Source organism: Pseudoalteromonas 'SMAR', assembly GCF_048515945.1.
Lineage (GTDB): Bacteria > Pseudomonadota > Gammaproteobacteria > Enterobacterales > Alteromonadaceae > Pseudoalteromonas.
The window spans coordinates 36,179-60,022 of record NZ_JBLWMW010000028.1 but is presented as its reverse complement, the minus strand read 5'-3'; the positions used below and the strand labels follow the sequence as shown (position 1 = coordinate 60,022).

The following is a 23,844-nucleotide window of genomic DNA, read 5'->3' as shown; positions in this document are numbered from 1 at the left end:
AGCCCAGTTCAACAAGCGATTATGCGTACTGCGTACGCATGAATACTAAAGCGTTCTGTGTCAGGAGAATCATGGCATCTCATAAACGACTAAAAAGTGTTGTACAAAGCATCGCTCACCATGCGGTAAGTGCGCTTTCCTTTGTGCATCCTCATCTTGGTCAAGCCTGTAAGGAAGCCGGTCTAGATTCTATAGAAATCTATGTATCTGAAATTGAGCCGTGTCCAGAAAGGTTTCTACACATAAAACCACTGAGGATGGCTCTGAACACCCTCAAAGAAACATTCTATGGCTTGGTAGCTACTGAAGGTTTAGAACCAAAAGATATTGAATCGGCAAAAATGGTTTTCGAGTTTAAGCATGGTCAACTTGATCATTATTGCAGTGTTTGCACAGCCTCGTTGGTTAGTGCATCCAAAACGTACCAAAGTAAGGTAAATTACCTTGGTAACACAGAACAAGTTTAGGCAATCGGACGCAGCAAAGCTGCGCCGTTGCTAAAGGCGTTAGCTATACAAGGAGGGGTTAGTGTTTGAACGAATCAAAGATTTAATGTCAAAAGGCATTTGGCATTCACTAGCAATAGTTATTGTTTTCTTAATGGCTGGCCCTGAAATCATGATGGGCATGGAGTTAATGGCTTTAATCGAGGTGCTGGGTGCTTCTACCTTTGTATTAATGTATTTAACAGGCGTAAAGTTGTTTCTTTTAAAAGTATGGAAGCAATATCAAAAATTTGAATGTCATTCTGTATTGTTTGTTCCGCCTTTAGTCATTTTTAAACAAATGCCGTCTTTAATTGTGCATGTGATACCAGAGCGAACCGTCGTTATTTTCTTTTTCGGTTTTATCGTAGTTGGTATGTCTGGTGTTTTAATCAACACTTATATTGGTGCATAGTATAGCTAACAAGGCAATTATAAATGGGACGTCTAACGCTTGGCTGGCGCTCATTCTTCGCTAATTTTAGCCAAGCATTTATGCGCCCATTAGTAAGGCGTTATAACTACTCGCAAATTCGGCTTTAGAATCGATATCATGGAGAGATGAAATTAGTAAACTAGTCACAAAAGAACACAAATTACTTCTGGTATTGGGTATATCAATGCTTCTTGCAGTTTTTGTCGTTAAATGGGCAAATGAAGATAGCCCAATTTATAGACCGCTAATTCAAGATATGCGTGTAGTTGACTCAGTTAAAATCGCAGATGTATTAGATCAAGAGCGTATTCACTACTATGCCGATGTGAAAAATCATATGCTATACGTCAACCAAGACCAATCGGAATTGGCTCGTGTCTCGTTGGCAAAAATCGGCATTGTTATTGAGTACCCAGAAATTACTAAACACAATGACTTGAATAAAGCTTACGATGAATTCATCAAACAAAAGAAGCTAGAGGAAGAAACTGGAAAAATATGGCAAAGGCCTTGGTTCTTTAAACTAGTTAAATTGATTATGGGGGCACTCGTAATTATTGTTCTAATTCTTGCTGTTGTTCGCCCAGCCCTTGCGTCAATAATCTATGAAGAAGATGAAAAGTAGATATAACAGGTGCCTAAACCAAGGACGCAAAACAGCAGGTTTGCATTCCTTCGTCGCTAATTTTAGCCTGCTATTTTTGCTTTTTATCAAGAGTTATGAAAACAAGGATGAAAGCCATTGAAAAGAGTATACCTGACGATATTGATTCTCTCTGTAGTAATGATTTTGGGAGCTTGGAATATAAGTAAATCAAGAACTTTTCAGTTTTTTGGAGAGATAGTCGCAAAGGCCGAAACAAATGAAAAGGTTATCGCCTTAACATTTGACGATGGTCCTTGGGGGGCGAAATATGCCACTCAAGTGTTGAATATCCTCGAAGATCATAATGTGAAGGGTACGTTCTTCCTCAATGGGTCGGGAATTCAACAAAACAAGCAATCGGCTATAGATCTGGTTAACGCAGGTCATCAGATAGGCAATCATTCGTACAATCATAAAAATATGATGTTAATGGGGCTTGACGAAGTGAGGGAGGAAATCGACTCCACTACAGCCTTAATTCGCCAGATTGGATTTGAGAGCGAGATATACTTTAGGCCTCCATATGGTAAAAAGCTTTTTGTTTTGCCTTATTATTTGAAATCGAAAGGAATAAAAACAATCACATGGAATGTTGAGCCTGAAACCTATCCTAAAGTTGCAGGAAGTTCCGCGTCTATCGCAGAGTATGTTATTAAATCTTCTACTCCAGGTTCAATTATTCTTTTACACGTTTTGGGGTCTAAAAACAGTGAGTCGCGAGGCGCTATAGGGCCAATAATTAAGGGGCTGAGAGCAAAGGGCTACAAATTTGTTACGGTCTCACAGTTGCTAGGGGGAAATGCATAACAAATAAGGGATAGGCAAGCTGTCATAAAATATGGGACAAATTTCCGCCAGCTAGCGCAACCCATTTTGGCGGCGTTAGGAGTTTAAGGGGATTCGTAATAAAGATGTTTAGTCATTTAATCCGCTACCTTTACGGAAGAACAAGGCCTGAGTTTCATTCAGCATTGACTGTTTTGGTATTTACAGGTGCGTATGCACTCGGATATTGCTTTCTTTGGGCTATATTTCCACTATTTGATAAAAAGCTAGTGTTAAATTTTGAGTTAGCTGGTTATTTCGTTGGCTGCATTGGAGCGGGGGAATTGGCTCGTGGAATTGCTAAGTTAACGCTTTCTGGACAGCATCGGTCAGGTTCACTTCTAACAAACTCCATCGCTGGGTCAGTATGTATAGGCGTTTTTTGGACCTTTATGGTGTTCAAATGGCAATATGAACTATGGGGCATTCCTGTTGCTTTTTTGGTTGGCGCTATATTCTATTTATTATTAAATATTGCTCAAAAGATCGATAATAAGTTTGGAGGCAACTCCTAACTGGGCCAATGGGGTTAAAAGCTCACTTTAAGCTTTTGGCGCTGCCAATATTATACAGCCTTTTAACAGTTGGTTATTTGACAACCTAATCATGGTTCTGGCATTTTAAGAAACTCTCTCACGCAAAAGCTAATATTAGCTCTGTGTGGGAGCCATAATATCTATGTACTTCAAGGAGAAGATATGAAAACCCTTATTTTATGTGTAATCTCACTGGTGGTTGGTTTTACTTTAGCTGCGGTGCCCAGTCTAATGGTCTTTCAAACATCGGGACAAAGCGCATTTCATACACAGAATAAAATTTACTCACAAGTTCTTGAAAAAGTGTCAAGCAATGAGACCGCAGAACTGGTTAAACTAAGCTGTTTAGCACTTCAAACAGGAATAGACCGATACGACGAGCTAGATAATAGTTTTCTAACATTAAATGGGCCTGAGCTGAACCAAGAGCTGCAAAAGAAAGAGCATTTGCAGGCCAAATCGTTGGTGCAAAACGAAGAGGTTTGTGGGCGCACTTAAAAAGCGCTAAGCTAGAACAAAACAGAAGTCTTCAGGAGTGAATTGCTAGGCATTCAATGGTGTGTCTCAGTTGCTGTCAAAAATCTCTATCGTGGGTAATTAGAACAGCTTTTTGGTTAACCATGCTCGTTACTTATACTTCTGGTATTTCTGGTTTTTGCTGCAGCGAAAGTATGCCTGATAAGTCAAGTTAATGGGGGAGTGCTAAGCAGCTTCCGTCGCTCTTGATTTTAGCCGCTGTTTTATGGCGGTTAAATTAGGCGAGGAGTGATCCCAGGGCAAGCCGATATTTTGCTTGAAAATATACAACTCGCCAATATGCTGCTAGGTTGTAAGTTGACGCTACCAAGACTAAATGGAGTTTATGATGAAAGTTTGCAACAACAAATCGACTGCAATTAGCCTGATGTGGGCCGCGGCGATTTTATCGGCAGCCATTTTGGGGGCGCCACAATTTTTAACTTTGGTGCTATTACCGGTCTTAGGATTTATGTCAGTGGCCACACTAAATAAAGCCAATAACTCTTAATTGCTTAGCCAATTAATTATAATTTTTTAAAAGAGCGCTACTTAGGTTAATAGCAAAAGAAAGGCTTTTGTAAGCGAAAGCGTGGGGAGCACTTTCTTATTTTCACGGTTATTTGTAGTGCATTTTACATATTGTTTTCATTGATTGTTCAGTCCCCTTTATAAACTCTTCTTTAGAACTTTCAGGCATACACAACCTAAGCGCGCAATCTTACTTCGGTCATGTCTGGCTGGCCTATAACGCTCTTCCAATGCCTCTTTTATAGCCATTGTTAATGATGAGCACTCTTATCAGGCTTTTTTTGGGCAATTGCAAAGCGGTGAAAAGCCAAACAGCGATACGGTATTTGAAGTCGCTTCCATCACCAAAACTTACACAGGGTTGCTCCTTGCTCAAGCAGTCTTAGATGAAAAAGTGCAGTTAGATTAGGATATTAGGACTTACTTAGGTTATGACGGTTATGAAAATCTGCAGTACTCAAATACGCCCATCACTTTGCGTCATTTGGCCACACATCGCAGTGGTTTACCGCAAGACTTTTCCTACACCTCGGAAGATAGACGTAATGGGCGAGCTTTTGAAAAAATAGCAACGTATTCACAGCAACAATTTTTTGTAGACTTAGGCCAGTATCAACTTAGCTCTGAACCTGGAGAGAAATACCGTTTATTGGAACACATACCAGCAAAACTCAAACCAGCCGATGTACTACCACAGTGGTGGGTCGATGGGTAGCTCAGCTTGGTTAGCAATTTATCCTAAACAACAGATGGACATCTTTATTGTTACCAATTCAGCTGCGGGAGGCATTCAAGAAGGCCTAAATGATATCTCTAATGAGATTGTTGAGCGATACCAGCAAGCCTTACAGAAAAATGAGTCTTAATGAGAGCATAGCCACATGGGCATTATGGATCTGATGCAGCAATAAGCAAACAAGGGCAATCATACTATTTAAATGTAACTATGCTAATGAGTTAGCTTGTTTGATTGTATAGTGTTTTGAAGTTGACTATATTGATCTCATGTAGCCTTTAACCGTAATAACGCATTGCCTTTTTATGCATATTGAAAATATCAAAGAGATCGCAGGATGAAATGGTGGTTCGGTTTGCTTGGTGCTCTTACTTGCTCCGTTAGTAGCGCTAAGGTCCTAGACTTGTATACAGAAACGTTTCCTCCGTATAATTTTTCCACAGAGAATGAATTAGTGGGGGTGAATACCGATCTCATCATTGAAGCATGTGAGCGGGCTAAAATTGAGTGCAACATTAAGCTGCTCCCCTGGAAAAGGGCATACAGAAATGCCCAAAAGGCTCCTAACAGAGGAGTGTTTTCCACATCTCGCACCGCACATAGAGAAGAAAAGTTTATTTGGGTTGGGCCATTGGCATCCAGTTACTCCTGCATTTATCGGTTACGCGATAGGACGGATATAAAGCTAGAGAGCCGCAAAGCGCTTCGTCGTTACACCATAGGCATTCCCAGAGGAGATATTTATGAATCGGTGTTACAAAAAATAGGATTAGTTGAAAATGCTCATTACCTGACTTTTGCAAAGAAAAATGAAGATATCCTTATGTTTGAGAGCGGCAAGTTAGATCTGATCATCGGCTCATCATTAACGCTTGGTTATCAGCTTGCTAATGTTGATTTGACCCCTAAGGACGTAGTGCCTGTGTTAGCATTGCAGGATGATCTACTCGTGGGCAATTTTCTTGCTTTGAATAAAGCAACAGCGCCAGAAATGGTGCTAGATTTACAAAAGTCTCTAAATGAAATTAAAGCGGAAAAATACATAGAAGCGCTGGTGGCGCAATATATTGAAAACCAGCCAGATCAAACTATGTCGATCGCTGAAAATTTACAGCCCTGCCTTAGTGGCGAAGTCAATTACTAACCCAGGTTTTGCCACACACAGCTCGGCGGCGAACGATGTGGCATGGTAATTAAACGGGGTAATCATGTTCAATTGCCAAAGCTTGATGTCAATCTGAGCTAAAATGTGCCTAGCAGTCTCGCTATATGCTCAATTTTAGAGAGTGAATTTGACGCTAGCGGCGTTAAATTATGCTATTTAGAGCAACTAAATAGCATAATTTTTATCTTGTTATCGACGACATTTCCTTTCCTCAAATGGCTCACTTAATTAAGCGAATTGGTATAAAAAAAACCGAGCACGTTAAATGAGTAAGTCATGAGCAAGAAAAACTTTATGGCTTGTTATGAACGCCATATTAGTACTGGGGCTTGGAAGCATGGTATAAAGTAGTCGCTGTTATTACGGTATTATAGAAGAGGTAATAAGTGGAGAAGCTATTCTCATATGGCACATTACAACAAGAAAACGTGCAAATCGAAACCTTTGGTCGAAAATTGACGGGCCAGAAAGACACATTAATTGGCTATATATTGAGTGAAGTGGTCATAAAGGATCCCGCTGTTATCGATGTCAGTGGTAAGGCCGTTCACCCAATTCTAAAATACACCGGAAAGCCGACGGACACCGTTGCCGGGAGTGTATTTGAACTTACCCCAGAAGAGCTTGCACAAGCTGATGACTACGAAGTTGATGAGTACACTCGAGTGAAAGAGGAATTTCGTTCGGGTATTCAAGCTTGGGCTTACGTTTGCGCAGTTACTGAGGTGAGCCGGACTGCAACGGCTTGAGTGTATCGCTCTGTCACGGTTTTCGAGATACGAAATGACACAATAGCCATCATTTCAAGTCAGCTTTGTAGTGCTTATGTCAACACATCACGCTATAAAGAGCTTGGCAGTTGCTTCGCGTTAAAAATGAAAAAACGCTTTTTAAAGCGCCTCTTAATCACCAGACCTGCTTGTGTTAATTCCTACATTAAGATAATTTCCTGTATTAGGTGCAAGATTATTACCTATCTTTATCGATAACAGTCTGTCAGGACTAACAATACACAAGGATGAAATTATGAGTATCACTCATACTAAAACCATTATTATAGCGCTCGTGATCTACTCAGTGAGTACCCTTGGTTACGCTGAGTCTGGCAATAAGGTGGTGGCAACGGTTTTTGGTGAACCTGTTTTGCTAATGCAATTAGAGCCGGTAGAGCAAAAAATGAGCCTCTATCGTGCTGGCAACCCAGAACTAACAGAGCCTGAGCTCAAAGACAAAGCCCGCGCAGATAAATTATCATCACTTATTTGGCAAGCATTAATTAAAGAGCTGGCGAAACACAATGACGTAGAGCCAAGCGACGAAGAGGTGAATGTTTTCTCTGAATTTATGGGCGGCTCACAAAGTGATATGACCAAAGAGATGCTATCTGAGCTTACTCAAGATGAAGTGGCTGAGTATGAAGCGCAGGTATATCAAAGCCATAAAAACTACGTCAAAACTTATAAGTTGAGTAAGGTTTTGTATGAAAAGTATGGTGGGGTTGTGGTTTTTCAACAGGCAAACCCGTTAGAGCCAGTGGGGGCTTATAAGGCATTCTTAAAAGACAGCAGAGCCAACGGGCACTTTGAAATCTTCCATGAGCAGATGAAAGCGGCGTTCTGGCAAGCATTGAATAAACCTCATTCACACATAGTGCCTGAAGATAAGGTTGATTTTTCTAAACCTTGGTGGCTGCAAACTGCACAGCAATAACAGTAAAACATTGATATAGTTGCTCATAAGTGCTGGGATTTATTGGAGTAGATTAATGTTTTTCTCAACCCCATTTTTATATCGCTTTTTGCTGTTAGGCGTACTTTTTAATGCACCACCATTGTTGCTAATGTTGTTTGCAACTCTTCAGTTAGAGCCTGTTTTATTAGTGGCCAGCACCATGATTTGGGTGAATGTTCCACTGATGAGCGGACTCGAGTCGCTTTTCGCAGATACCAGTGTGACGTATGCTGAGTTCGGAGCTATAGAGGCGTCTTGGGGCGTGCTTGCTGGAATTATCTTATTTTGGTGTTTGTGTGCAGGTGTTATTGCCAAACTTTGGCTGTGGTTACGTCAATCAGAGCACGAGCATAACGAATAAAAAACATAACTACGTTGATGGAGCGACTATGTGTATAGCAACAAGTTGATTTCAGCTGCGACAATTCACCCTTGACGATACCAAGGCATTGGCAGAAATTTTAGCCGATGAAAGGGTGATGGCATACTCAATTAATGGGGTGGTGAGCCAAGCGCAAACGCGAGATTTTATTAAAAGCTGTATTGCCTCATATCAACAGCATGGCTTTGGTCCATGGCCGGTGGTAGATAAAGGCTCCGATAACTTACTGGGTTTTTGTGGTTTAAAATGTGACCGGCTTGATGACCGAGATATCATCCACATTGGTTATCGCTATGGCGTTAACTATTGGGGTCAGGGAGTGGCCACTGAATGCGCGCAAGCTGTGGTGGTTTATACTAGGCAACAGGCAATTACTCAGGTATATGCCTTGATTGAACCGAATCACTCGGCTTCTGTTACGGTGGCAAAAAAAGTGGGATTTATGCCGCTGGGCACCGTTCATTTTTACAATCGAGCGTTAAGGCTTTATGGCCTGAATTCAACGTCTTATCAGTAGAGGCTGTTGCAGTCATGTAAGAATGCTTAGCTGTGGTGCTCTGGTAGTTGATACGGATGCGTTGAGCGCAAAGCCAGCGCCGCCAACTGGAGCATAATATAATAAATTAACGGCATTATTTAAGGATAAATATATGATCACACCGACTATTATCGTGCTGCTTTTACTTACCCCTGTTATTGTCACCTATCTATTAGGGCGCTTCATGGACTATAGTTTTAGCCTGCAAAAAAGCGCATGTTGGGGACTTGGCTTGGCGTTTGTATTTTTTGCAATGGGTCATGGAGTCAAAACCGCAGGCATGGTCGACATGTTACCTCTTTGGGTGCCTATGCGGGTTGCTTTGGTTTACCTCACAGGTTTAGTAGAGCTACTGATTGCTGTAATGTTATTCATCCCCCGGTTTCAAGTGTTGGGGGTGAAAATTGCCATTGCCGTGCTGGTGGTTTTCTTTCCCGCCAATATTTATGCCGCGTTTCATAGTATAGGTCTGGGCGGCCATCAATGGGGGCCGGTTTACTTATTAATAAGAACGCCGTTGCAGCTGCTTGTTATTGCTTGGGCTTATTGTTTGTGCATAAAAGGTGAGCGGTATCAAGGTAAATGGCTAAAGGCTTAACGTTGCGGTGTAATGGCGTGGTTTTCGTATCTATATTTGCTCGCGTTAACGCTTACTCGTCAGTGACAACCCCAGCTTGCTGATAAAAGGCATAGCGCTCAGAGTGCGATTTTTTGGCCTTATACATAGCACTGTCGGCTTGCTGGATGATGGTATCAATACAACATTGGGGGTCGTTAAATAAGCTTACGCCAATACTGATGTGGCATCTATATTCAATATGCTCTAAAAAATAAGGCTCACTGACTTTATCAGCTATTTTTCTACAAATTGTGGTAGCAAATTGTTGTGCTTGCTGATGATCGTCAGACAACTTGTTTAGTAACACAATAAACTCATCACCACCCCAGCGAATTAACATATCATCTTCACGCACGTTGTCTCGCAACCGCTGTGCTACTTGTTTTAGCAGTAAATCACCAACATGGTGGCCATGGTTATCGTTGATGTTTTTAAAATCGTCTAAATCCAAAAACAACAGTGCACTGTAAAAACCTTGAAGGTGTTGCGATGCCACCCGAGCCAGTAGTTCATGCTGAACTGCATGGCGGTTAGGCAGTTCAGTGAGCTGATCAATATAGGCTAACTTTTCGGCCTCTAGATGGGCCAATTTGCGTTCGGTAATATCTCGTGACAACACAATAAAACGTAGGTCTTGCTGCTCGCAAGCGGATACTTGCTTACGAGCAATCGACACTTCAAACCAGCGCGGGCCAATGGCCGTGGGTAAATGGATGTGAATACCGTGGGCATAACCGCTTTGCTGTGCCACTTCTAAGCCTTGCATCACTAACTTGGCGGCTGCTTGGGGCATAACATTGGTAACGGTATGGCCGAGTAACTGCTCCGCGGGGGCAACTAATAGCTCTGGCCGCAATACATGGGCTTCCCAATGGCGGCCTTCACTATCCAGCTCAAACATAAGATCTGGAATAGCACTAAGGGTTGAGCTCAGTGCTTCATAACTTGGCTGAGATGAAGCAACCTGCTCAGAAGCTCGGTCATCACTAATCATGAGATGGCGTAATAAGCTATTCCATGTCTGGGTGAGTTTGTATTTCACTGTTCGAGTCAACACCATAACCAGCTAATCATTGCGTTTATTACTAAAATAATATAGTAAATTTTTAAATTATGGCGAGTTTTAATTACAATTAGACTGTAATTTGATCGAAGTTAACAAATAGTACCCTTAAGCACTTACCTGCTTGGTCTTTAAATATAAGTATAAAGAGTAGAACGAGCTTTTTAAGCCAGTCGCTAGCGCTGCTTTGAAACACATCCCGGTGTTTCAAAGCAGCACATGACGCTTTCTGTTAGTGAAATAATTATTGTGGTAATTGCAGCACTAGTAGAGCTGTTATTCGCTGGTGTGATTCATGCGACGAACCACGCCTTTCGGTGCACTCACGGTGTCTTTGTCGGCCACTTCGTCTAATTTAATTGGGGTGAGCCTGTCTGCTTCTGGAATATCTTCCAAACGGCGCAAGGTATTTACTTGAATATGTGGCCACAGAGTGGTTTCACCGCTGGAGCCAAACATAAATTCAAAGTCAACGATTTGCTCGTACTGTAGCTGGTCAATTACCTTGGTATTACCCTGACCATCTGGTATTTCAATTTCTTCTAGCCACATGCGATGACGCATACGCGCTACTCGGCAATAACGCTCGATCATAACATTGTTGACGGTAGCACCTTGAACACCGGTTTCATGTTGCGAGTCCAGTGCAATCATGTCGTAACGCTTAAATTTAAGTCCTTGATTGGCCTCACTAAGCTTAAGGTTTGGCTGTACTGTGTAAGGGAATTTGGCACCAAATTGGTCGTAATTAAATATACGCTGAAAGTACGCTCTGGCGCTGTTCACACCGCCGCCTTCTTGGTCTTTTCTTGGCAGTTCGGTCCACTTCGGTTTTTCCAATGAGCCGGCGATTAAATCCCGAGAGGGATCCATCCCCATGGTTGGGGAGATAGCCAAATATTGTTGCTCCCATAAATCCGCAATGTGAGGTGCATCTCCGGATGTGCTGCTTTGTGCGACTTTACCGGTGATATGAATTGTGGTGCCATGAGGGATCACACCAGAGCGCGATATTGAATGAGGTGGCACAAATTGCGGGCCTAGCTCGCCTGGGCCCATTACCGGCTCAGCGGCGTCAACTTTTACCGACTCAGCGCTGGAAGTGTGTTTAAACATGGTTGGCGGGTTTTGATATGGGCTATCGTCTTGCCATGGCATTTGGTTGTCACCAAGCCACAGATACATGCCATTTTCAAAGTGTTGTAACACCTCATCGTTATCAATGATGGCGGTTTCGTATTTCACGGCCGCATTAAATTGCTCATTCGAACCTGCACGATTTCGCACCGGTTCATTCACCTGAGTAAAAGTCAGTTGCTCACGGTATTCTTGCGATTTGAAATGGAACACACCAAAAATGGTTTCTGATGAGGTGCCGGGCGATGGCATGCAAGTGGTATGTAAGCCTCGGGGGCCATCTTTCCAGTTAACCCAAGTGCCATTGAGTTTTGATAAAATTCCAAATTGTGGGCCTTTTGGTTGGCCCTCTTGCCATTCTTTATAAGGTCGAACAGATGACGGTTGTGTTTCCTTAGGCATGTTATGCTCCTTAACACTCTATTTTAGCTGAGACTCCGGCCTTGGTGTCTTATTACTTAAGGCATCAAGCTGGATGACGGTAGAGGCTATGTTGAAATACCAATGCAGCATTAGCTGTGGCTGGCTAACATAGACTCAATAAAGATGGTACAAGGTGGTTAACAAATCAATTACAAGGCATTACGTTTTTTATACATTGTGGTGGCGTTAAGAGGTCGTTGTGGTTTGCGAAGATAAGTTGGTAACTCTAACGTTAAAGTGAACATTAAGGTCAAGCATAGCGCAATGCTGGCAAGGTAATAATGCCCGGATAATGGTCACGCTATTGACCTTAAACCTAACTTTAAGGATAAGCTGTGCTGCAACTGCAGTATTTATCAGAGGCACTTATGCAAACGATATTAGGAGCAACAGGGCAAATAGGAATAGAGCTTGCCAAGGCGTTGAAACAAAACCACACCGAGGACATTCGCTTAGTCAGCCGCAACCCAGTTAAAGTCAATGATAGTGATACGCTGTTTGCAGCGGACTTAACCTGTTACGACGAGACATTAGCAGCCGTTGCAGGTTCCGCGGTGGTGTATTTTACCGCCGGTCTGCCACTTGATACGAAAACGTGGCAAACTCAGTTCCCGCAGATGGTAGAGAATGTTATCGCGGTTTGCCAAGAGCATGGAACAAAATTAGTCTTTTTTGATAATACCTATATGTATCCACAAACCGCTGTGCCCATGACTGAAGCCACCGCATTTCAGCCTTATGGTAAAAAAGGACAAGTGAGAGCACAACTTGCACAGCAAGTGCTTGCGGCCATTGAGTCGGGCAGAGTTAGCGCGATGATCTGCCGAGCTCCAGAGTTTTATGGCCCAGGTAAAACACAAAGTATTACCAATGCCACGGTGTTAGAAAAGCTGGCTGCAGGGGAGCCGGCTAAGGTGTTTTTGCGCGACGATGTGGTGCGCTCTTTGATTTACACACCCGACGCCAGTCGTGCCATGGCGCTGCTTGGTAACACAGCAGAAGCCTACAACCAAACGTGGCACCTACCGTGTGATGATAATCGTATGAGTTATGGCGCTTTAATTGATTTGTGTCGGCAGTTAACAGGGCAAGACTATCGTTATCGGGTCATCAAAAAGTGGCAACTGCAGTTGTTGGCAATATGGCGGCCACAAATACGAGAAACACTGGAACTGTTGCCACGCTATCAGGTGGACAATATTTTTCTGGCGGACAAATTTAAGGCACGTTTTCCCGATTTTGCCATTACCCCGTTCGCTGAAGGGATAAAGAAAGTGTTAACCGAGACGAGGTAATGCCCACTAACTCCTGTAATTAATGCTGACTTGTCTGTGAGTCGGTATTAGCGGGATACTGAGAGTCTTGTTTCTCAAATTTATACAGGATAGACTCAAGATGTTCATTAACAGGATAAACCATGAAAAAAATTCATCGAATTATAATCATGCTGGCCCTGCTTATTGCGGCTATTGCTGCATACAGTCAAGGCATTAGCAGTGGAGTGTTTCTCTTTATAGCTTTGGGCTTTGCACTTGAGATGCTGTTTTGGTTTAAACTATTCCCAAACAAAAGAAAAAAGTAAATTCAATGAGGATGCAGTGGCGACCAGTGTTAAGCGTTCTAAGTCACTGCATGTAGGGACGAGCCTATCAACACTAACACCATGCTAAAACTCAGCTTTTATCTCGCTTTTTTAACCGCTTCATGTCAGTTGTTAAGCGCCGAACTTAAGCCCTTTACCAGTGACGGCTGCAGCGTATTTCCTGACGGTACCCTAGTGCAGCAACAGCTGTGGTTGGATTGTTGCACAGCCCACGATCTGGCTTATTGGCAAGGTGGCAGCGAGCAAGACCGCGAACGTGCTGATTTGGAATTAAAAGCCTGTGTCAGCAAACTGGGTGAACCGGATGTCGCCAGCCTCATGTTGCTTGGGGTGCGTATTGGCGGAACGCCTTATTTACCCACGAGTTTTAGGTGGGGCTATGGTTGGCCGTACCCAAGGGCATACCGGCCATTGAGCACGGCTGAGTTAGAGCAAGTTCAAGCGCGTATAGCCGAGCAGCAGCTGCGTGAGTCTACTTTGCCTAAGCAACTTGAAAAGTGATGGCCACACAATAAATTAAGACGTCTATTATTTGAAGGAGCGGACAGTGCAGGGCGTTATTATCGTTTTAATTTTGCTATTATTATCGTTTGATTATGTATCGCTAAGGCGGTTGCAAGCCTATGTTGAGCAAGCCTACCCACAAGCGTGGCAACAACTCCGCCAGCCTAATTTAGGTAATGCACAGCAGGCCGCCAAGGTGAACTTTCATGCAGCTTTGCAAAGCGGTCATTTTGCAGCATTCAACGACAATCGCATTGACGTGTTTATAAAACGGCGCCGCTGGTTATTTAAGGTGATATACCTATTAATGTTCATTCATATTGGTTGGATTGCCATAGCTGCATTTCAGGCTTAAATAATTGATACACTAAGATAAAGGAGTGAATAAATGACAGTTGTGGAGCAAATTGTAGCGCGACAAACGGCGGCGGTTATTGTTTATGAATCGGATCAGGTCATCGCGTTTGCGGATCATGACCCCATAAATCCTGGTCATATTTTAGTGTGCCCCAAACTGCCGTTTGCGACTTTACTTGAGGTTCCTGCAGTGGTGCTGGCAGAGATTAACGATGTTGCCAAAGTCATTTATGCTCGCATAGAGGCTAAATTTTCCCCGGATGGCATTACCTTAGTGCAAAATAATGGCCATGTTAATGAGCTCAACCATTATCACTTACACATTATCCCACGCTATAAAAATGATACTTTTCAGTTTGCAAGAGCGGGGCAAAATTTACAATCGCAGGAGCAATTGCAAGCAGCCTTGGCCGATTTCTAAACTAACTAAGTGAACAAGCAGGCTGCTTGATACAGAACTTGATTAGTTACATTTGTAATGAAATGGTTAATATTGTCGGCTATACTGAACCTTACAACCACTTTTTGTGCATAAGGAAATAATATGGCCAATTCGCAATCTGGCGCAATGTACACCAGTAATTCCCAAACTCGCGCCGCCAATCTCACCAGCAATAACAGCAATGACGTGCCTGCCAGCAAGCAGTTTGTAATGAATGCCACGGGCAATTTATTTGTTGCCAGTACCTTAAACAACGGTGCTGATGGCAACCTGCTCCCCCAGGAAGCACAAAGCGCGTTTGCTGAAGTCAGTGTTTTTTTTGCCGCTTTAACTAAAGCCATGGCAGAGTCAGGGAAAAGCCTCTACGACTTTGATGCCCTCGATAACATTATTTCTAGTTCCGGGTTATTTGTTAAGGTTACCGAAAGTGATATCGACTTTCATAGCAAGCAAGCCGGTGTGACCTTCTCTAGCGAGTTGCTGCAGACCTTGCTGGGATTCAGTGGTAACCTAGCAAGTTTAGCCAAATCATTGACCGACATGATAGCTGGAATGGGGGAGGCGGCCATCACCATTGCTGCGAGCAATACTAGCCAAAGCAAAAAAGTAGGCACCATTATTTTTGTCTGTGAATATTTACTAGGCGCAATTTCAATTACGCCTATTATTGTCTCTGCCGATGCCCAATCGGTAAAAACCATTTGGCAAGCCGGCCCATGCTTGAAAGGCAATCACGTTGAAGTAAAGCTAGGCCTAACCAAGTCGGTTTTTTTGTTTGTGCCACCAGAATTTGTTAAGCGTGCTGCGTCTTTAAATGAGGCCATGTCTGATCCTGAGTTTAATAATTTGATCGATTCTCTTACGGCATCGATTGCGCCAGAGGAGCCACCCACTGCGGCGGAAAAACCCAGTAAAAAAGATAGCTAAGCAGTCCTATGGCAAATCCATTTAGCTGGTTTCGGCGACCTAAAGCCCCAGAGATGCAGGGCAAAGACACAAAATATCAGGCTATTACGAAACATTACGTGTTTAATGAAACGGGCAATATTATGCTGTGTGCTACACCAGAGGGTCTGCAGCAACTCGATGGTGAGCTAAAAACCGCATTTGTCGATATCAGTGTGTTTTTCGCCGCCATGACCAAGGCGCTTGCCAGTACTGAGAACCCGATCACCAAACGGCCGTATTCACTGTTTAACTACCAAGCGGTGAAGAATATTTTGGCGGACTCCGGCTTATTTGTGGAGACCAATGTTGAACAAGGCACCTTTAGTCATGAAGGAGTAGGTCGCAGTTTAACCAAAGCTTGGCTGCAACACGTGCTAAACCGTGATTTTGGTGATCAGCCACTGCCTTTTAGCGGTGCTATGTTCAATGGCATGGGCTATCAACAAGCACAACCTTCGCAGCAGCAAGCGTTAGATGAGCAACAAAAAAAGCTATGTCGTGGTGGCAGTATTTTCTTTATTGGCGAGCTATTGTTAGGGGTGCCGCAAACCTCAGCGGTGCTGTTAAAAGTAGAGCCGCTTAGCGTTAATAGCGATGCTGAGATGACAGAGGCCGACCCTCGAGATATTTTTTCTTTGGCTGCCTTAGATGAATCAAAGCATCAAGCCAAGCACAAAGTGCGTCATTGGCGATTCAAAAGGCGCACTTACTTATTTGTACCACCCAAGTACATAGCCCATGCCGCTCATGGCCTTGAATTACCTGAGGACAAAGAGTTTGCTAACATGGTGGCGCTACTCAGTGATAGCCTTGCTAAACTGCAAGCACCTCTAGCCTAAGCTGCGTTTCGAAAGGAGTAAGCCATTATGGCATTATTGCAACAAGATTCTGACATCACCATGGCGGCATTAATGGCCATTGCCCACATGCCCACATCTAGCTTGTCAGCGCTTTGCAGCGATGCATTTTTTCATCGCCTGACAGACCGCGACTTTATGCGTATTGCAGTGCTGCTAGCGGAAAAAAGCCTACAAGAGGGCGGTTGCCCCATTGGTGCCGTGATAGTCGATAACCAAAGTAACCGCATCATTGGGAAGGGCCACAATACCTTAGTGCAAGAAAACCACCCGTATAACCATGGCGAAACAGCGGCTATTCGTGATGCGGGTCGCATTGATTTTAGCCAGACCACCTTATTTACCAGTCTCAGCCCCTGTGATGTGTGTGCCACTTTGCTGTATATGCGGGGATTTAAACGTGTGGTGGTGGGCGATGTGACGAATGCTCAAGGCAATGAAGCCTTATTGAGCAGCAAGGGAGTTGAGGTGGATATTATTGAAGATCAACAAGGGATTGAGCTGTATCGTAATTTTAGGCTGCAGCATCCGCAGCAAGAACTTGAAGATTGGCAAGGTTTGGCTGCATTAAAGCACGATTAAGCACAAGATACTGATGTGTTGTGATTAAAATTGAATCATTCGCTGAAAAAGTGCACACTAGAAAGCTCTTAAGTGCGCTAATCATACAGAGGTTGAATGGTTAAGTCATTGCTGTGGTTGTTGTTGGCATTTATAACGTTTTGTAGCTCTGCAAAGTCGCAAGACGTGGTTCATTTTGTGGCAGAAGACTTGCCACCATATCACTATGTCAATGAGTCGGGAGAGCCGGGTGGTGCGCTGGTGGAGTTGGCGCGAGCCGTTGCCAGCCAAGCGGGGATTAACGCGGTAGTTGAAATAATGCCGATGGCGCGCGTTCTGCATGAGTTTGAAACCAAAACCAATGTGGCGCTACTGTCTTGGCTAAAAACCCCCGCTAGAGCGGCTAACTTTCGCTTTTTAGGCACCATGGCCCATGCCGAAGCGTCGCTTATTGGCTTAACGACATTAAACAAACCCATTACCACTTTGGCAGAAGCAAAAGCTTATCGTACTGGTACCATTCGGGGTTATTACAGCGAACAGTTTTTGAAACAACATGGCTTTAATGAAGGCTATGAATTGGTGTTGGTGTCGGATCACGAGCGGCTTTGGCAATTGCTCTATAAAGGCCGCATTGACTTTGTATTTACCAACTCGCTCAGTTTACAAAATGAGCTGCACACGCTGTCGTTGGACGCTGAGAAAATAGAGCAGAAATTAGTACTAACACGCTTTCCTAATGAGCTGGCATTGGCCGTTAATAGCCATTTTCCCGAGCCGCTTGCCGCGCGGATTGAAGCCGCGCTTAAGACCTTGGCCAGCGATGGCACACAACAACAAATTTTAACACGCTGGCGAGTGCAATAAGTTTTATAAAGGAGCTAAGCCTTGGTAGGCATCGAGTATCCTCTGTGCCTCAGGTTTTCCCATGGCCACGCGTTGGTAATGTGCGAGGGTTTTAGCCAAATAGCGCGATGATAATGCTCCTTGTTGCCATATAGATTGCCCAACCGTAGACACCGCTTGCGCGGTGATGTCTTGGCTTACATAAATCACCTCGTAAATACGCTGGTTCTCTTCTACCAATGACTCATGCTTTCGTTTCCAGCCCAATTCCCTCAAGCGCTCGCGCAAGGTAAAGTGGTGATGCACGGGGCACAATAGCAAATCAATATTATCGTCGAGGCTGGCCGTTAGCTTTGATACTAGCTCCGCGGTTAGGTCGCCACCAATGCCTGCAATGATCACCAATTGTTTGCTGCCATCTTGGTAAATAGGCAAGCGTGCAACATCCATAACATAGGTGCTGTAGCGATGTTGATAGTCAGCAAAATAGTGTCCTAACTCGAGTTGTAATTTGTCTATTAGCTCGGGCACAACATCAACAAAGTGCACATGTGCTTGAGAACTTTGCAATAGTGCCGCGCCCAGTTGGCCGTGATCGCAGCAACAATCCCAAATATGCTGATAGTCAGGCGTAATGATGTCGTGCAGGTATTGTAGTCGTTTACCTAGTTTCACAGCAGCTCCTTGATGCAATGGCTGATAGCGACTGCCGCCCAGCGGCAAAAATTTAGCCGCGATTATACTATCAAACTGCCTCTCAAACATGCTTTTGCTAAGACTTTACAAGGCGTGTGAATGCCTTTTAGTAAAACTCAGGTCTACTCTTCAAATCAACAATATAGAGAAAACGATGACGATTAAACATATCCATACTGCTGTTACCGCTTTGGTCGCTGTGAGCTTGTTATTGCTTGGGCTGTCGATTTTATTTGGTGGTGGGGCCAGTAATGTCAGTGCGGTTACGCAATTTTACGGGCTCAACGACCTACTGCCTGTTGCTCAAGCGGGAATGCTCTTTGGTTTTGCGATGCTACTGACAGCCACGTTTATGCTACTTCAGCAATACCGGATTGTTGCTGACTGGTTGCCTTTTGCTGGGTTACTCTTGCTGAGCACATTGATGTTACTGACTTTGCTCAGCTCGCAGCGCTGGATTGCTGAACACGGTGGTTTTCCTGTGATTGGCTCTGGTCAGGGCGTGATCAAGTACTTTGCGTTGTTGGCCATTGCCTGCTTTTTATACCCAGTGAAGCGGTTAAGCAAACAAACACTGATCTACCTTAATTACTTCCCTGTGGCACTGGTGTTAATGTGGATTGGTGGTATGAAGTTTTTAGAGTTAGAAGCCCGAGCAATTGTGCCGCTAGTAGAAACTTCGCCCTTGATGTCGTGGTTGTATACGCTTTTCACCGTACAGCAAGCCTCTAACCTCATTGGTATATACGATATTTTCTTTGCTCTGTTACTTGGGCTTGGTCTGTGGTTACAGCGGCCACTGATCATTTTAGTGGCGGTTGCGGGTTGCCTCGGGGTGTTTGTAATGACCCAAACTTTTTTATTCAGCGCTTCAGGGGCGTTCAGTGAAACGAGCTTACTAGCAGGGCTTGGTCAGTTCGTGATCAAAGATCTTTGGTTTATTGCAAACTTAATGGTCGTCACTTTTTTAAGTTGTAATTCACAGCACGCCGCAAAGTCAATTTAACCCTTCAACTAACGATACCTCTTCGAGTTGGGAAAAGTGCAGCAAATAGGCATTTTCCTGACACTTTTGCAAAAAGAGCAATTGGCGTCGTGAAAAATAAATATGAATAAGTTAAGGTCTTAACTTATATCAGAGTGGTCTAAGCTAACTTATGTATCGTATTGGCTTTTTTATTGGCACCCTGAAAGTTTGTGTGCCAGATGTGGGATCACCCATTGAGTTTGAGTTGTCAGAGCTGCTTCACAGCGCAGCGACATGTAATGAAATAGCAAGTTAAAGAAGATAACCGTATGGAAAGACCAAACACACTTAAGCCAATTTGGCTTGCAGGTAATGACGTTGAGCAAAAACGCGCTGAAATTAAAGCCTATTTCAATAACAGCTGGCAGCAGTATGAATCTTTATTTAGTAACATAAATAATGATGACGCCTTTTTCGTTAAAGCTGAGCGGCTGCGTCACCCGCTGATTTTTTATTACGGACACACCGCGTGCTTTTACATCAATAAACTGATGCTGGGTAAATACATTAACAAGCGTATTAATCCTCATATTGAGTCTACTTGTGCGGTGGGCGTGGATGAAATGTCTTGGGATGATTTAGATAGTAATAACTACGATTGGCCAAGCGTTGCGCAAGTGAAACAGTATCGTGATGAAGTGTGTGCGCTGATGAACAATCTTATCGATACCATGGAGCTAAGTTTACCCATCAGCCAAGATAGCTTGGCGTGGGTGGTGCTTATGGGCATCGAGCATGAGCGCATTCACCTTGAAACATCATCGGTCATTATCCGTATGCTGCCACTGCAAGATCTCACTTTACAACCCGGTTGGGAGCCGTGCAAAGAACACGGAAAAGCCCCTAATAACGCTTTGGTTGCGGTAAGCGGTGGTGACATTACCTTAGGTAAGCCCGAATCAAACCAAACCTATGGTTGGGATAATGAATATGGCCGTCTTGATGTTAGCGTGGATGACTTTAAAGCCAGCCAATATTTGGTATCAAACCAAGAATTTTTGGCCTTCGTTGAAGACGGAGGCTATCAAAAGCCAGAGCTGTGGAGCGAAGAAGGGCAGGCTTGGCTGGCCTCAACGCAGTCGAATATGCCGCGTTTTTGGTTAAAGAAGGCCGATGGCTACTGGCAGCGTAATCTTGGTGAAGAAATTCCATTGCCACTGAATTGGCCAGTCGAGGTGAACTACCTCGAAGCGAAAGCGTTTTGTAACTGGAAATCACAACAAAGCAGCGGCTATGTGCGTTTACCCACGGAAGCTGAGTGGCAGGTAATGCGCGATCAACTAGAGACGGATCTGACGACTTGGAGTGAAGCGCCGGGTAATATCAACCTAGAAGTGTGTGCCTCGAGTTGTCCTGTGAACCGTTTTGAGAACAAAGGTTTATTTGATGTCATTGGCAACGTTTGGCAGTGGACCGAGAGCCCAATAGACGCATACAATGGCTTTACAGTGCACCCATTGTACGATGACTTCTCTACGCCTACCTTTGATGGCAAACACAATTTGATTAAAGGTGGCTCTTGGATCTCGACCGGAAATGAAGCGGTAAGAGATTCGCGTTACGCCTTTAGACGTCACTTCTTCCAACATGCCGGGTTTAGGTACATTGAAACGGACTCACCTGAAGTACCAGTGCAAAAAGTCAGTTTGTGTGAGCAAGACCCTGAAGTGGCGTGCGATCTCAATACTCACTATGGCTCTGGGGTGATGAACTTTGCCAACCCGCTGCTTAATACCGTAGAAAAAGTGATGCGCCATTATCAAGGTAAAACCAGTAAAGCACTTGATTTAGGCTGCTCTGTTGGCCGAGCCAGTTTTGAGTTGGCTAAGCACTTTGAGCAGGTTGATGGCATCGACTTCACTGCGCGCAATATTCAGCATGCCCTTGCACTCAAAGAAGGCGAGCCAGTGCGTTTTGCTACGGAGCAAGAAGGGGAAATTGTCGACTTTCACGAAGTATCTATCGCCATGTTAGGTTTTACCGAACTGGCTGAGCGGATCCACTTCTGCCAAGGCGATGGTCATAACTTAAAACCGCAATTTAGTGGCTACGACTTAATTTTGTGCCACCGTTTGGTGGAATACCTCTATTCACCTAAAACCTTTATAAATCAAATCAAATCGCGCCTTAATCCAGGCGGTGTACTGGCCATTGGCAGCGCTTATCAGTGGGATAGCGAGCTGACCAAGTCAGAAAACTGGTTAGGTGGTTATAAGGTGAGCGGTGAAAATGTCACTGGTCGCGACGGTTTAGCCATTTTATTAGAAAACGATTTTGAGTTGATCGCGGAAGAAGAAGTGAGCTCTGCGATTGCCAAAAATGCCCGCAAGGTGGAGTTGGAGTTATGCCAGCTCACCTTATGGCGACTGAAATAATACCACTGATAATGCCAGCGATTATGCTGGCATTTTTACTTGAGAAGACCATGGAATTTGCATTACCCGAACACATAAAGTTTAGTCAATCGTTGCCAGGTCCAGTGGCTTTTAACCTCAGCGACTCTTGCGCGCAAGGAGTCACGCTTAGTGAGTTACTGGCGTTTAGAGGTGAGCAGCCCTTTGACAGCTCACTGGGTTATAATCCAGTGGCAGGTAGCGACCCCCTGAAAAGTGCAATACAGCAGTATCATTTACGCTCAACGGACACAGTGGCGGATCAGCAAGTCGTTTCCTTTACCGGAGCGCAAGAAGCCATTTACGCCGCTATGGCAAACTTGTTACAGCCAAACGATGAAGTGATAGTGTTTACGCCTTGTTACCCCTCTTTGCTGAACCTGCCGAAACGACTTGGCGCTAAAGTCCATGGTATTGCGCTGAGTGCAGAAAATAATTGGCAGTTTGATATTCAGCAAGTGGCTAAACTGGCCAATGCCCGCACAAAAATGATAGTGATCAATGCGCCTCATAATCCCACCGGGGCGACGCTAAATCGCGAGCAGCTAGAGCATTTACTGTGTATTGCTGAACAATGTGATGCTTATTTACTAAGCGATGAAGTGTCGGCACAAAACGCTAATGATGCGTGCATCCACAATGGTCAGTTTGTTACTTATACCAAATCTATTACGCTGGGTGTGTTGTCAAAAAGCCTAGGGCTTCCTGGGATCCGAGTTGGTTGGGCGATTTGTGGCAGTACTGAGCTTGCTCAGCAATTACTTAGTTGTAAAACCTATCTCAGTATCTGTGGCAGTGCCGTCGATGACATGTTGGCGGTAACGGCACTAGAACATAGCGATGTTATTTTGCGCCGCAATAGTGACATCATTGCTACCAACGTACAGTTAATGCAGCAGTTTGTGTCACGAAACCAAGACAAAGTAGACTGGGTTGCACCGGCGGCAGGTATGCTGAGCCTTTTGCAAGTCAAAGGAGTTAGCGATGGTAAAGCTTGGGCGAGGCGTTTTGCTCAGGAGCTGCAAACGCTACTCTTACCTGCGTCGTTATTTGCTTTAACTCATCAGCAGTATTTTCGTTTAGGCTTGGGTAAAGAAAACTTTGCCAGTGGACTCGAGCGATTACAGATATTCTTGCAGGATTAATCCTAGATTCAATCTAGTAGACTAAGCTTATACCTTCATGGTCAATCTGCGATGCCGCTTAGTCTACCTCCTAGGCGTCGTTGCAGGGTATGATGATTATTAATCTACGTGTGATGAGGAAGGAAGCAATGAGTAAGATACCAGCTTTATTTATGGGGCTACTATTAATGATGCTCACAGCCTGTGCGTCGATGGGAAGCGGCAGTAAAGCCGATAAACAACGGGCCATTTTGGATATGCGCAGTAACGTTTTAACGCAATTGTATCAACAAAAACCAGACACTCGCTCGCAAATAGCCGCCGCTCCCGGTTACGCCGTTTTTTCTAATGCCAACGTTAATTTATTGTTTGTCGCAGCAGGTACTGGATATGGTGTGGTGCACAATAATACCACTGGTGGCAATACCTACATGAATATGGCTGAGGGAGGGGTTGGCCTTGGTGTAGGTGTTAAAGATTATCGCATTGTGATGGTGTTCCATAGCCAAGATGCCATGTCACAGTTTATTAATTCTGGCTGGACCTTTGGTGGTAATGCCGATGCCGCAGCCAAAGCCGCCAAAAAAGGTGCTTCCGTTGAAGGTGAAGCGTATTATGGTGACGTAACGGTTTATACTTTTACTGAAAGCGGTCTGGCCTTACAAGCCACCATTAAGGGCACTAAATTCTGGCAAGACAAAGAGTTAAACTAATCGC

At 44.1% G+C, this 23,844-nt stretch carries 30 protein-coding genes and 1 pseudogene; 28 read left to right on the top strand and 3 right to left on the bottom strand.

Features of this window, described 5'->3' with window-relative positions; translation table 11 throughout:
* From ACNKW2_RS12690 to ACNKW2_RS12620, 15 genes and pseudogenes are all read left to right on the top strand, one after another.
* Window positions 1-467, top strand: a 467-nt coding sequence (locus ACNKW2_RS12690; RefSeq protein ID WP_419148914.1) for a hypothetical protein, incomplete at its 5' end; no start/stop codon positions are given.
* A gap of 61 nt (window positions 468-528) precedes the next feature.
* On the top strand, window positions 529-900 hold the full coding sequence (locus ACNKW2_RS12685; RefSeq protein ID WP_419148913.1) for a hypothetical protein: 372 nt from the start codon (window positions 529-531) through the stop codon (window positions 898-900).
* Between the two features lie 205 nt (window positions 901-1,105).
* Window positions 1,106-1,546: a hypothetical protein gene (locus ACNKW2_RS12680; protein WP_419148912.1), complete on the top strand. Its 441-nt coding sequence runs from the start codon at window positions 1,106-1,108 to the stop codon at window positions 1,544-1,546.
* A 117-nt stretch (window positions 1,547-1,663) separates the two neighbouring features.
* The gene (locus ACNKW2_RS12675; protein WP_419148911.1) at window positions 1,664-2,374 is read left to right on the top strand and encodes a polysaccharide deacetylase family protein; all 711 of its coding nucleotides are present in this window, start codon (window positions 1,664-1,666) and stop codon (window positions 2,372-2,374) included.
* Window positions 2,375-2,478: 104 nt separating this feature from the next.
* Window positions 2,479-2,907 (top strand): hypothetical protein, encoded by a 429-nt coding sequence (locus ACNKW2_RS12670; RefSeq protein ID WP_419148910.1) that lies wholly within the window; start codon window positions 2,479-2,481, stop codon window positions 2,905-2,907.
* 183 nt (window positions 2,908-3,090) lie between these two features.
* A complete protein-coding gene (locus ACNKW2_RS12665; protein ID WP_419148909.1) occupies window positions 3,091-3,426 on the top strand; it encodes a hypothetical protein in 336 nt (111 codons plus the stop codon).
* A gap of 364 nt (window positions 3,427-3,790) precedes the next feature.
* Window positions 3,791-3,955: a hypothetical protein gene (locus ACNKW2_RS12660; protein ID WP_419148908.1), complete on the top strand. Its 165-nt coding sequence runs from the start codon at window positions 3,791-3,793 to the stop codon at window positions 3,953-3,955.
* 309 nt (window positions 3,956-4,264) lie between these two features.
* Window positions 4,265-4,690 (top strand): annotated as a pseudogene (locus tag ACNKW2_RS12655) (serine hydrolase domain-containing protein).
* The gene (locus tag ACNKW2_RS12650) at window positions 4,683-4,841 is read left to right on the top strand and encodes a hypothetical protein (protein WP_419148907.1); all 159 of its coding nucleotides are present in this window, start codon (window positions 4,683-4,685) and stop codon (window positions 4,839-4,841) included. Before ACNKW2_RS12655 ends, ACNKW2_RS12650 begins: the two are co-directional and overlap by 8 nt.
* A gap of 207 nt (window positions 4,842-5,048) precedes the next feature.
* The gene (locus ACNKW2_RS12645; protein WP_419148906.1) at window positions 5,049-5,855 is read left to right on the top strand and encodes a substrate-binding periplasmic protein; all 807 of its coding nucleotides are present in this window, start codon (window positions 5,049-5,051) and stop codon (window positions 5,853-5,855) included.
* Window positions 5,856-6,262: 407 nt separating this feature from the next.
* Window positions 6,263-6,625: a gamma-glutamylcyclotransferase family protein gene (locus ACNKW2_RS12640; RefSeq protein WP_419148905.1), complete on the top strand. Its 363-nt coding sequence runs from the start codon at window positions 6,263-6,265 to the stop codon at window positions 6,623-6,625.
* A 277-nt stretch (window positions 6,626-6,902) separates the two neighbouring features.
* Window positions 6,903-7,586, top strand: coding sequence for a SurA N-terminal domain-containing protein (locus ACNKW2_RS12635; RefSeq protein ID WP_419148904.1), 684 nt, complete (start codon window positions 6,903-6,905; stop codon window positions 7,584-7,586).
* 55 nt (window positions 7,587-7,641) lie between these two features.
* Window positions 7,642-7,968 carry a hypothetical protein gene (locus tag ACNKW2_RS12630; protein WP_419148903.1) on the top strand — a complete coding sequence of 109 codons (327 nt, stop codon included), beginning with the start codon at window positions 7,642-7,644 and terminating at the stop codon, window positions 7,966-7,968.
* 55 nt (window positions 7,969-8,023) lie between these two features.
* Entirely contained in the window at window positions 8,024-8,506 is a 483-nt protein-coding gene (locus ACNKW2_RS12625; RefSeq protein ID WP_419148916.1) for a GNAT family N-acetyltransferase, read from the top strand.
* 133 nt (window positions 8,507-8,639) lie between these two features.
* Window positions 8,640-9,125 (top strand): DoxX family protein, encoded by a 486-nt coding sequence (locus ACNKW2_RS12620; RefSeq protein ID WP_419148902.1) that lies wholly within the window; start codon window positions 8,640-8,642, stop codon window positions 9,123-9,125.
* A 52-nt stretch (window positions 9,126-9,177) separates the two neighbouring features.
* On the opposite strand, the gene ACNKW2_RS12615 is transcribed toward ACNKW2_RS12620, so the two are convergent.
* Both ACNKW2_RS12615 and ACNKW2_RS12610 read right to left on the bottom strand, forming a co-directional pair.
* A complete protein-coding gene (locus ACNKW2_RS12615) occupies window positions 9,178-10,188 on the bottom strand; it encodes a diguanylate cyclase domain-containing protein (protein ID WP_419148901.1) in 1,011 nt (336 codons plus the stop codon).
* Window positions 10,189-10,485: 297 nt separating this feature from the next.
* A complete protein-coding gene (locus ACNKW2_RS12610) occupies window positions 10,486-11,748 on the bottom strand; it encodes a peroxidase, FMP-type (RefSeq protein WP_419148900.1) in 1,263 nt (420 codons plus the stop codon).
* A 389-nt stretch (window positions 11,749-12,137) separates the two neighbouring features.
* Between ACNKW2_RS12610 and ACNKW2_RS12605 the strand changes: the two genes are divergently transcribed.
* The 9 genes from ACNKW2_RS12605 (at window position 12,138) to ACNKW2_RS12565 (ending at window position 17,908) form a co-directional block, all read left to right on the top strand.
* On the top strand, window positions 12,138-13,064 hold the full coding sequence (locus ACNKW2_RS12605) for an NAD-dependent epimerase/dehydratase family protein (protein WP_419148899.1): 927 nt from the start codon (window positions 12,138-12,140) through the stop codon (window positions 13,062-13,064).
* Window positions 13,065-13,186: 122 nt separating this feature from the next.
* Complete coding sequence (locus ACNKW2_RS12600; protein WP_419148898.1) at window positions 13,187-13,351, top strand: hypothetical protein; 165 nt, start codon at window positions 13,187-13,189, stop codon at window positions 13,349-13,351.
* An 81-nt stretch (window positions 13,352-13,432) separates the two neighbouring features.
* Complete coding sequence (locus tag ACNKW2_RS12595; protein WP_419148897.1) at window positions 13,433-13,873, top strand: hypothetical protein; 441 nt, start codon at window positions 13,433-13,435, stop codon at window positions 13,871-13,873.
* Between the two features lie 46 nt (window positions 13,874-13,919).
* Window positions 13,920-14,231: a hypothetical protein gene (locus ACNKW2_RS12590; RefSeq protein WP_419148896.1), complete on the top strand. Its 312-nt coding sequence runs from the start codon at window positions 13,920-13,922 to the stop codon at window positions 14,229-14,231.
* Between the two features lie 33 nt (window positions 14,232-14,264).
* Window positions 14,265-14,654 (top strand): HIT family protein, encoded by a 390-nt coding sequence (locus ACNKW2_RS12585; protein ID WP_419148895.1) that lies wholly within the window; start codon window positions 14,265-14,267, stop codon window positions 14,652-14,654.
* A gap of 123 nt (window positions 14,655-14,777) precedes the next feature.
* Window positions 14,778-15,602 (top strand): hypothetical protein, encoded by an 825-nt coding sequence (locus ACNKW2_RS12580; RefSeq protein WP_419148894.1) that lies wholly within the window; start codon window positions 14,778-14,780, stop codon window positions 15,600-15,602.
* Window positions 15,603-15,610: 8 nt separating this feature from the next.
* Complete coding sequence (locus ACNKW2_RS12575) at window positions 15,611-16,462, top strand: hypothetical protein (protein ID WP_419148893.1); 852 nt, start codon at window positions 15,611-15,613, stop codon at window positions 16,460-16,462.
* A gap of 27 nt (window positions 16,463-16,489) precedes the next feature.
* The gene (locus ACNKW2_RS12570) at window positions 16,490-17,062 is read left to right on the top strand and encodes a nucleoside deaminase (RefSeq protein WP_419148892.1); all 573 of its coding nucleotides are present in this window, start codon (window positions 16,490-16,492) and stop codon (window positions 17,060-17,062) included.
* 96 nt (window positions 17,063-17,158) lie between these two features.
* A complete protein-coding gene (locus ACNKW2_RS12565) occupies window positions 17,159-17,908 on the top strand; it encodes a substrate-binding periplasmic protein (protein WP_419148891.1) in 750 nt (249 codons plus the stop codon).
* A 3-nt stretch (window positions 17,909-17,911) separates the two neighbouring features.
* Here ACNKW2_RS12565 and ACNKW2_RS12560 read toward each other — a convergent pair whose 3' ends face one another.
* Window positions 17,912-18,562 (bottom strand): tRNA (adenine(22)-N(1))-methyltransferase, encoded by a 651-nt coding sequence (locus ACNKW2_RS12560; RefSeq protein ID WP_419148890.1) that lies wholly within the window; start codon window positions 18,560-18,562, stop codon window positions 17,912-17,914.
* Window positions 18,563-18,737: 175 nt separating this feature from the next.
* Between ACNKW2_RS12560 and ACNKW2_RS12555 the strand changes: the two genes are divergently transcribed.
* From ACNKW2_RS12555 to ACNKW2_RS12540, 4 genes are all read left to right on the top strand, one after another.
* Window positions 18,738-19,589, top strand: coding sequence for a DUF417 family protein (locus ACNKW2_RS12555; protein ID WP_419148889.1), 852 nt, complete (start codon window positions 18,738-18,740; stop codon window positions 19,587-19,589).
* A gap of 290 nt (window positions 19,590-19,879) precedes the next feature.
* Window positions 19,880-21,985, top strand: coding sequence for a 5-histidylcysteine sulfoxide synthase (gene ovoA, locus ACNKW2_RS12550; RefSeq protein WP_419148888.1), 2,106 nt, complete (start codon window positions 19,880-19,882; stop codon window positions 21,983-21,985).
* Complete coding sequence (locus tag ACNKW2_RS12545) at window positions 21,955-23,148, top strand: aminotransferase class I/II-fold pyridoxal phosphate-dependent enzyme (RefSeq protein ID WP_419148887.1); 1,194 nt, start codon at window positions 21,955-21,957, stop codon at window positions 23,146-23,148. Before ovoA ends, ACNKW2_RS12545 begins: the two co-directional genes overlap by 31 nt.
* A gap of 128 nt (window positions 23,149-23,276) precedes the next feature.
* A complete protein-coding gene (locus ACNKW2_RS12540) occupies window positions 23,277-23,840 on the top strand; it encodes a lipid-binding SYLF domain-containing protein (protein WP_419148886.1) in 564 nt (187 codons plus the stop codon).
* Window positions 23,841-23,844: the final 4 nt, after the last annotated feature.

What these genes read in the sequence shown, in the direction of transcription:
- ACNKW2_RS12680 (WP_419148912.1), top strand. Translation starts at nt 1,106, where the DNA reads ATGCTTCTTGCAGTTTTTGTCGTTAAATGGGCAAATGAAGATAGCCCA.
- ACNKW2_RS12670 (WP_419148910.1), top strand. Translation starts at nt 2,479, where the DNA reads ATGTTTAGTCATTTAATCCGCTACCTTTACGGAAGAACAAGGCCTGAG.
- ACNKW2_RS12665 (WP_419148909.1), top strand. Translation starts at nt 3,091, where the DNA reads ATGAAAACCCTTATTTTATGTGTAATCTCACTGGTGGTTGGTTTTACT.
- ACNKW2_RS12660 (WP_419148908.1), top strand. Translation starts at nt 3,791, where the DNA reads ATGATGAAAGTTTGCAACAACAAATCGACTGCAATTAGCCTGATGTGG.
- ACNKW2_RS12650 (WP_419148907.1), top strand. Translation starts at nt 4,683, where the DNA reads ATGGGTAGCTCAGCTTGGTTAGCAATTTATCCTAAACAACAGATGGAC.
- ACNKW2_RS12645 (WP_419148906.1), top strand. Translation starts at nt 5,049, where the DNA reads ATGAAATGGTGGTTCGGTTTGCTTGGTGCTCTTACTTGCTCCGTTAGT.
- ACNKW2_RS12635 (WP_419148904.1), top strand. Translation starts at nt 6,903, where the DNA reads ATGAGTATCACTCATACTAAAACCATTATTATAGCGCTCGTGATCTAC.
- ACNKW2_RS12630 (WP_419148903.1), top strand. Translation starts at nt 7,642, where the DNA reads ATGTTTTTCTCAACCCCATTTTTATATCGCTTTTTGCTGTTAGGCGTA.
- ACNKW2_RS12620 (WP_419148902.1), top strand. Translation starts at nt 8,640, where the DNA reads ATGATCACACCGACTATTATCGTGCTGCTTTTACTTACCCCTGTTATT.
- ACNKW2_RS12610 (WP_419148900.1), bottom strand. Translation starts at nt 11,748, where the DNA reads ATGCCTAAGGAAACACAACCGTCATCTGTTCGACCTTATAAAGAATGG.
- ACNKW2_RS12605 (WP_419148899.1), top strand. Translation starts at nt 12,138, where the DNA reads ATGCAAACGATATTAGGAGCAACAGGGCAAATAGGAATAGAGCTTGCC.
- ACNKW2_RS12600 (WP_419148898.1), top strand. Translation starts at nt 13,187, where the DNA reads ATGAAAAAAATTCATCGAATTATAATCATGCTGGCCCTGCTTATTGCG.
- ACNKW2_RS12595 (WP_419148897.1), top strand. Translation starts at nt 13,433, where the DNA reads ATGCTAAAACTCAGCTTTTATCTCGCTTTTTTAACCGCTTCATGTCAG.
- ACNKW2_RS12585 (WP_419148895.1), top strand. Translation starts at nt 14,265, where the DNA reads ATGACAGTTGTGGAGCAAATTGTAGCGCGACAAACGGCGGCGGTTATT.
- ACNKW2_RS12580 (WP_419148894.1), top strand. Translation starts at nt 14,778, where the DNA reads ATGGCCAATTCGCAATCTGGCGCAATGTACACCAGTAATTCCCAAACT.
- ACNKW2_RS12575 (WP_419148893.1), top strand. Translation starts at nt 15,611, where the DNA reads ATGGCAAATCCATTTAGCTGGTTTCGGCGACCTAAAGCCCCAGAGATG.
- ACNKW2_RS12570 (WP_419148892.1), top strand. Translation starts at nt 16,490, where the DNA reads ATGGCATTATTGCAACAAGATTCTGACATCACCATGGCGGCATTAATG.
- ACNKW2_RS12565 (WP_419148891.1), top strand. Translation starts at nt 17,159, where the DNA reads ATGGTTAAGTCATTGCTGTGGTTGTTGTTGGCATTTATAACGTTTTGT.
- ACNKW2_RS12555 (WP_419148889.1), top strand. Translation starts at nt 18,738, where the DNA reads ATGACGATTAAACATATCCATACTGCTGTTACCGCTTTGGTCGCTGTG.
- ovoA (WP_419148888.1), top strand. Translation starts at nt 19,880, where the DNA reads ATGGAAAGACCAAACACACTTAAGCCAATTTGGCTTGCAGGTAATGAC.
- ACNKW2_RS12545 (WP_419148887.1), top strand. Translation starts at nt 21,955, where the DNA reads ATGCCAGCTCACCTTATGGCGACTGAAATAATACCACTGATAATGCCA.
- ACNKW2_RS12540 (WP_419148886.1), top strand. Translation starts at nt 23,277, where the DNA reads ATGAGTAAGATACCAGCTTTATTTATGGGGCTACTATTAATGATGCTC.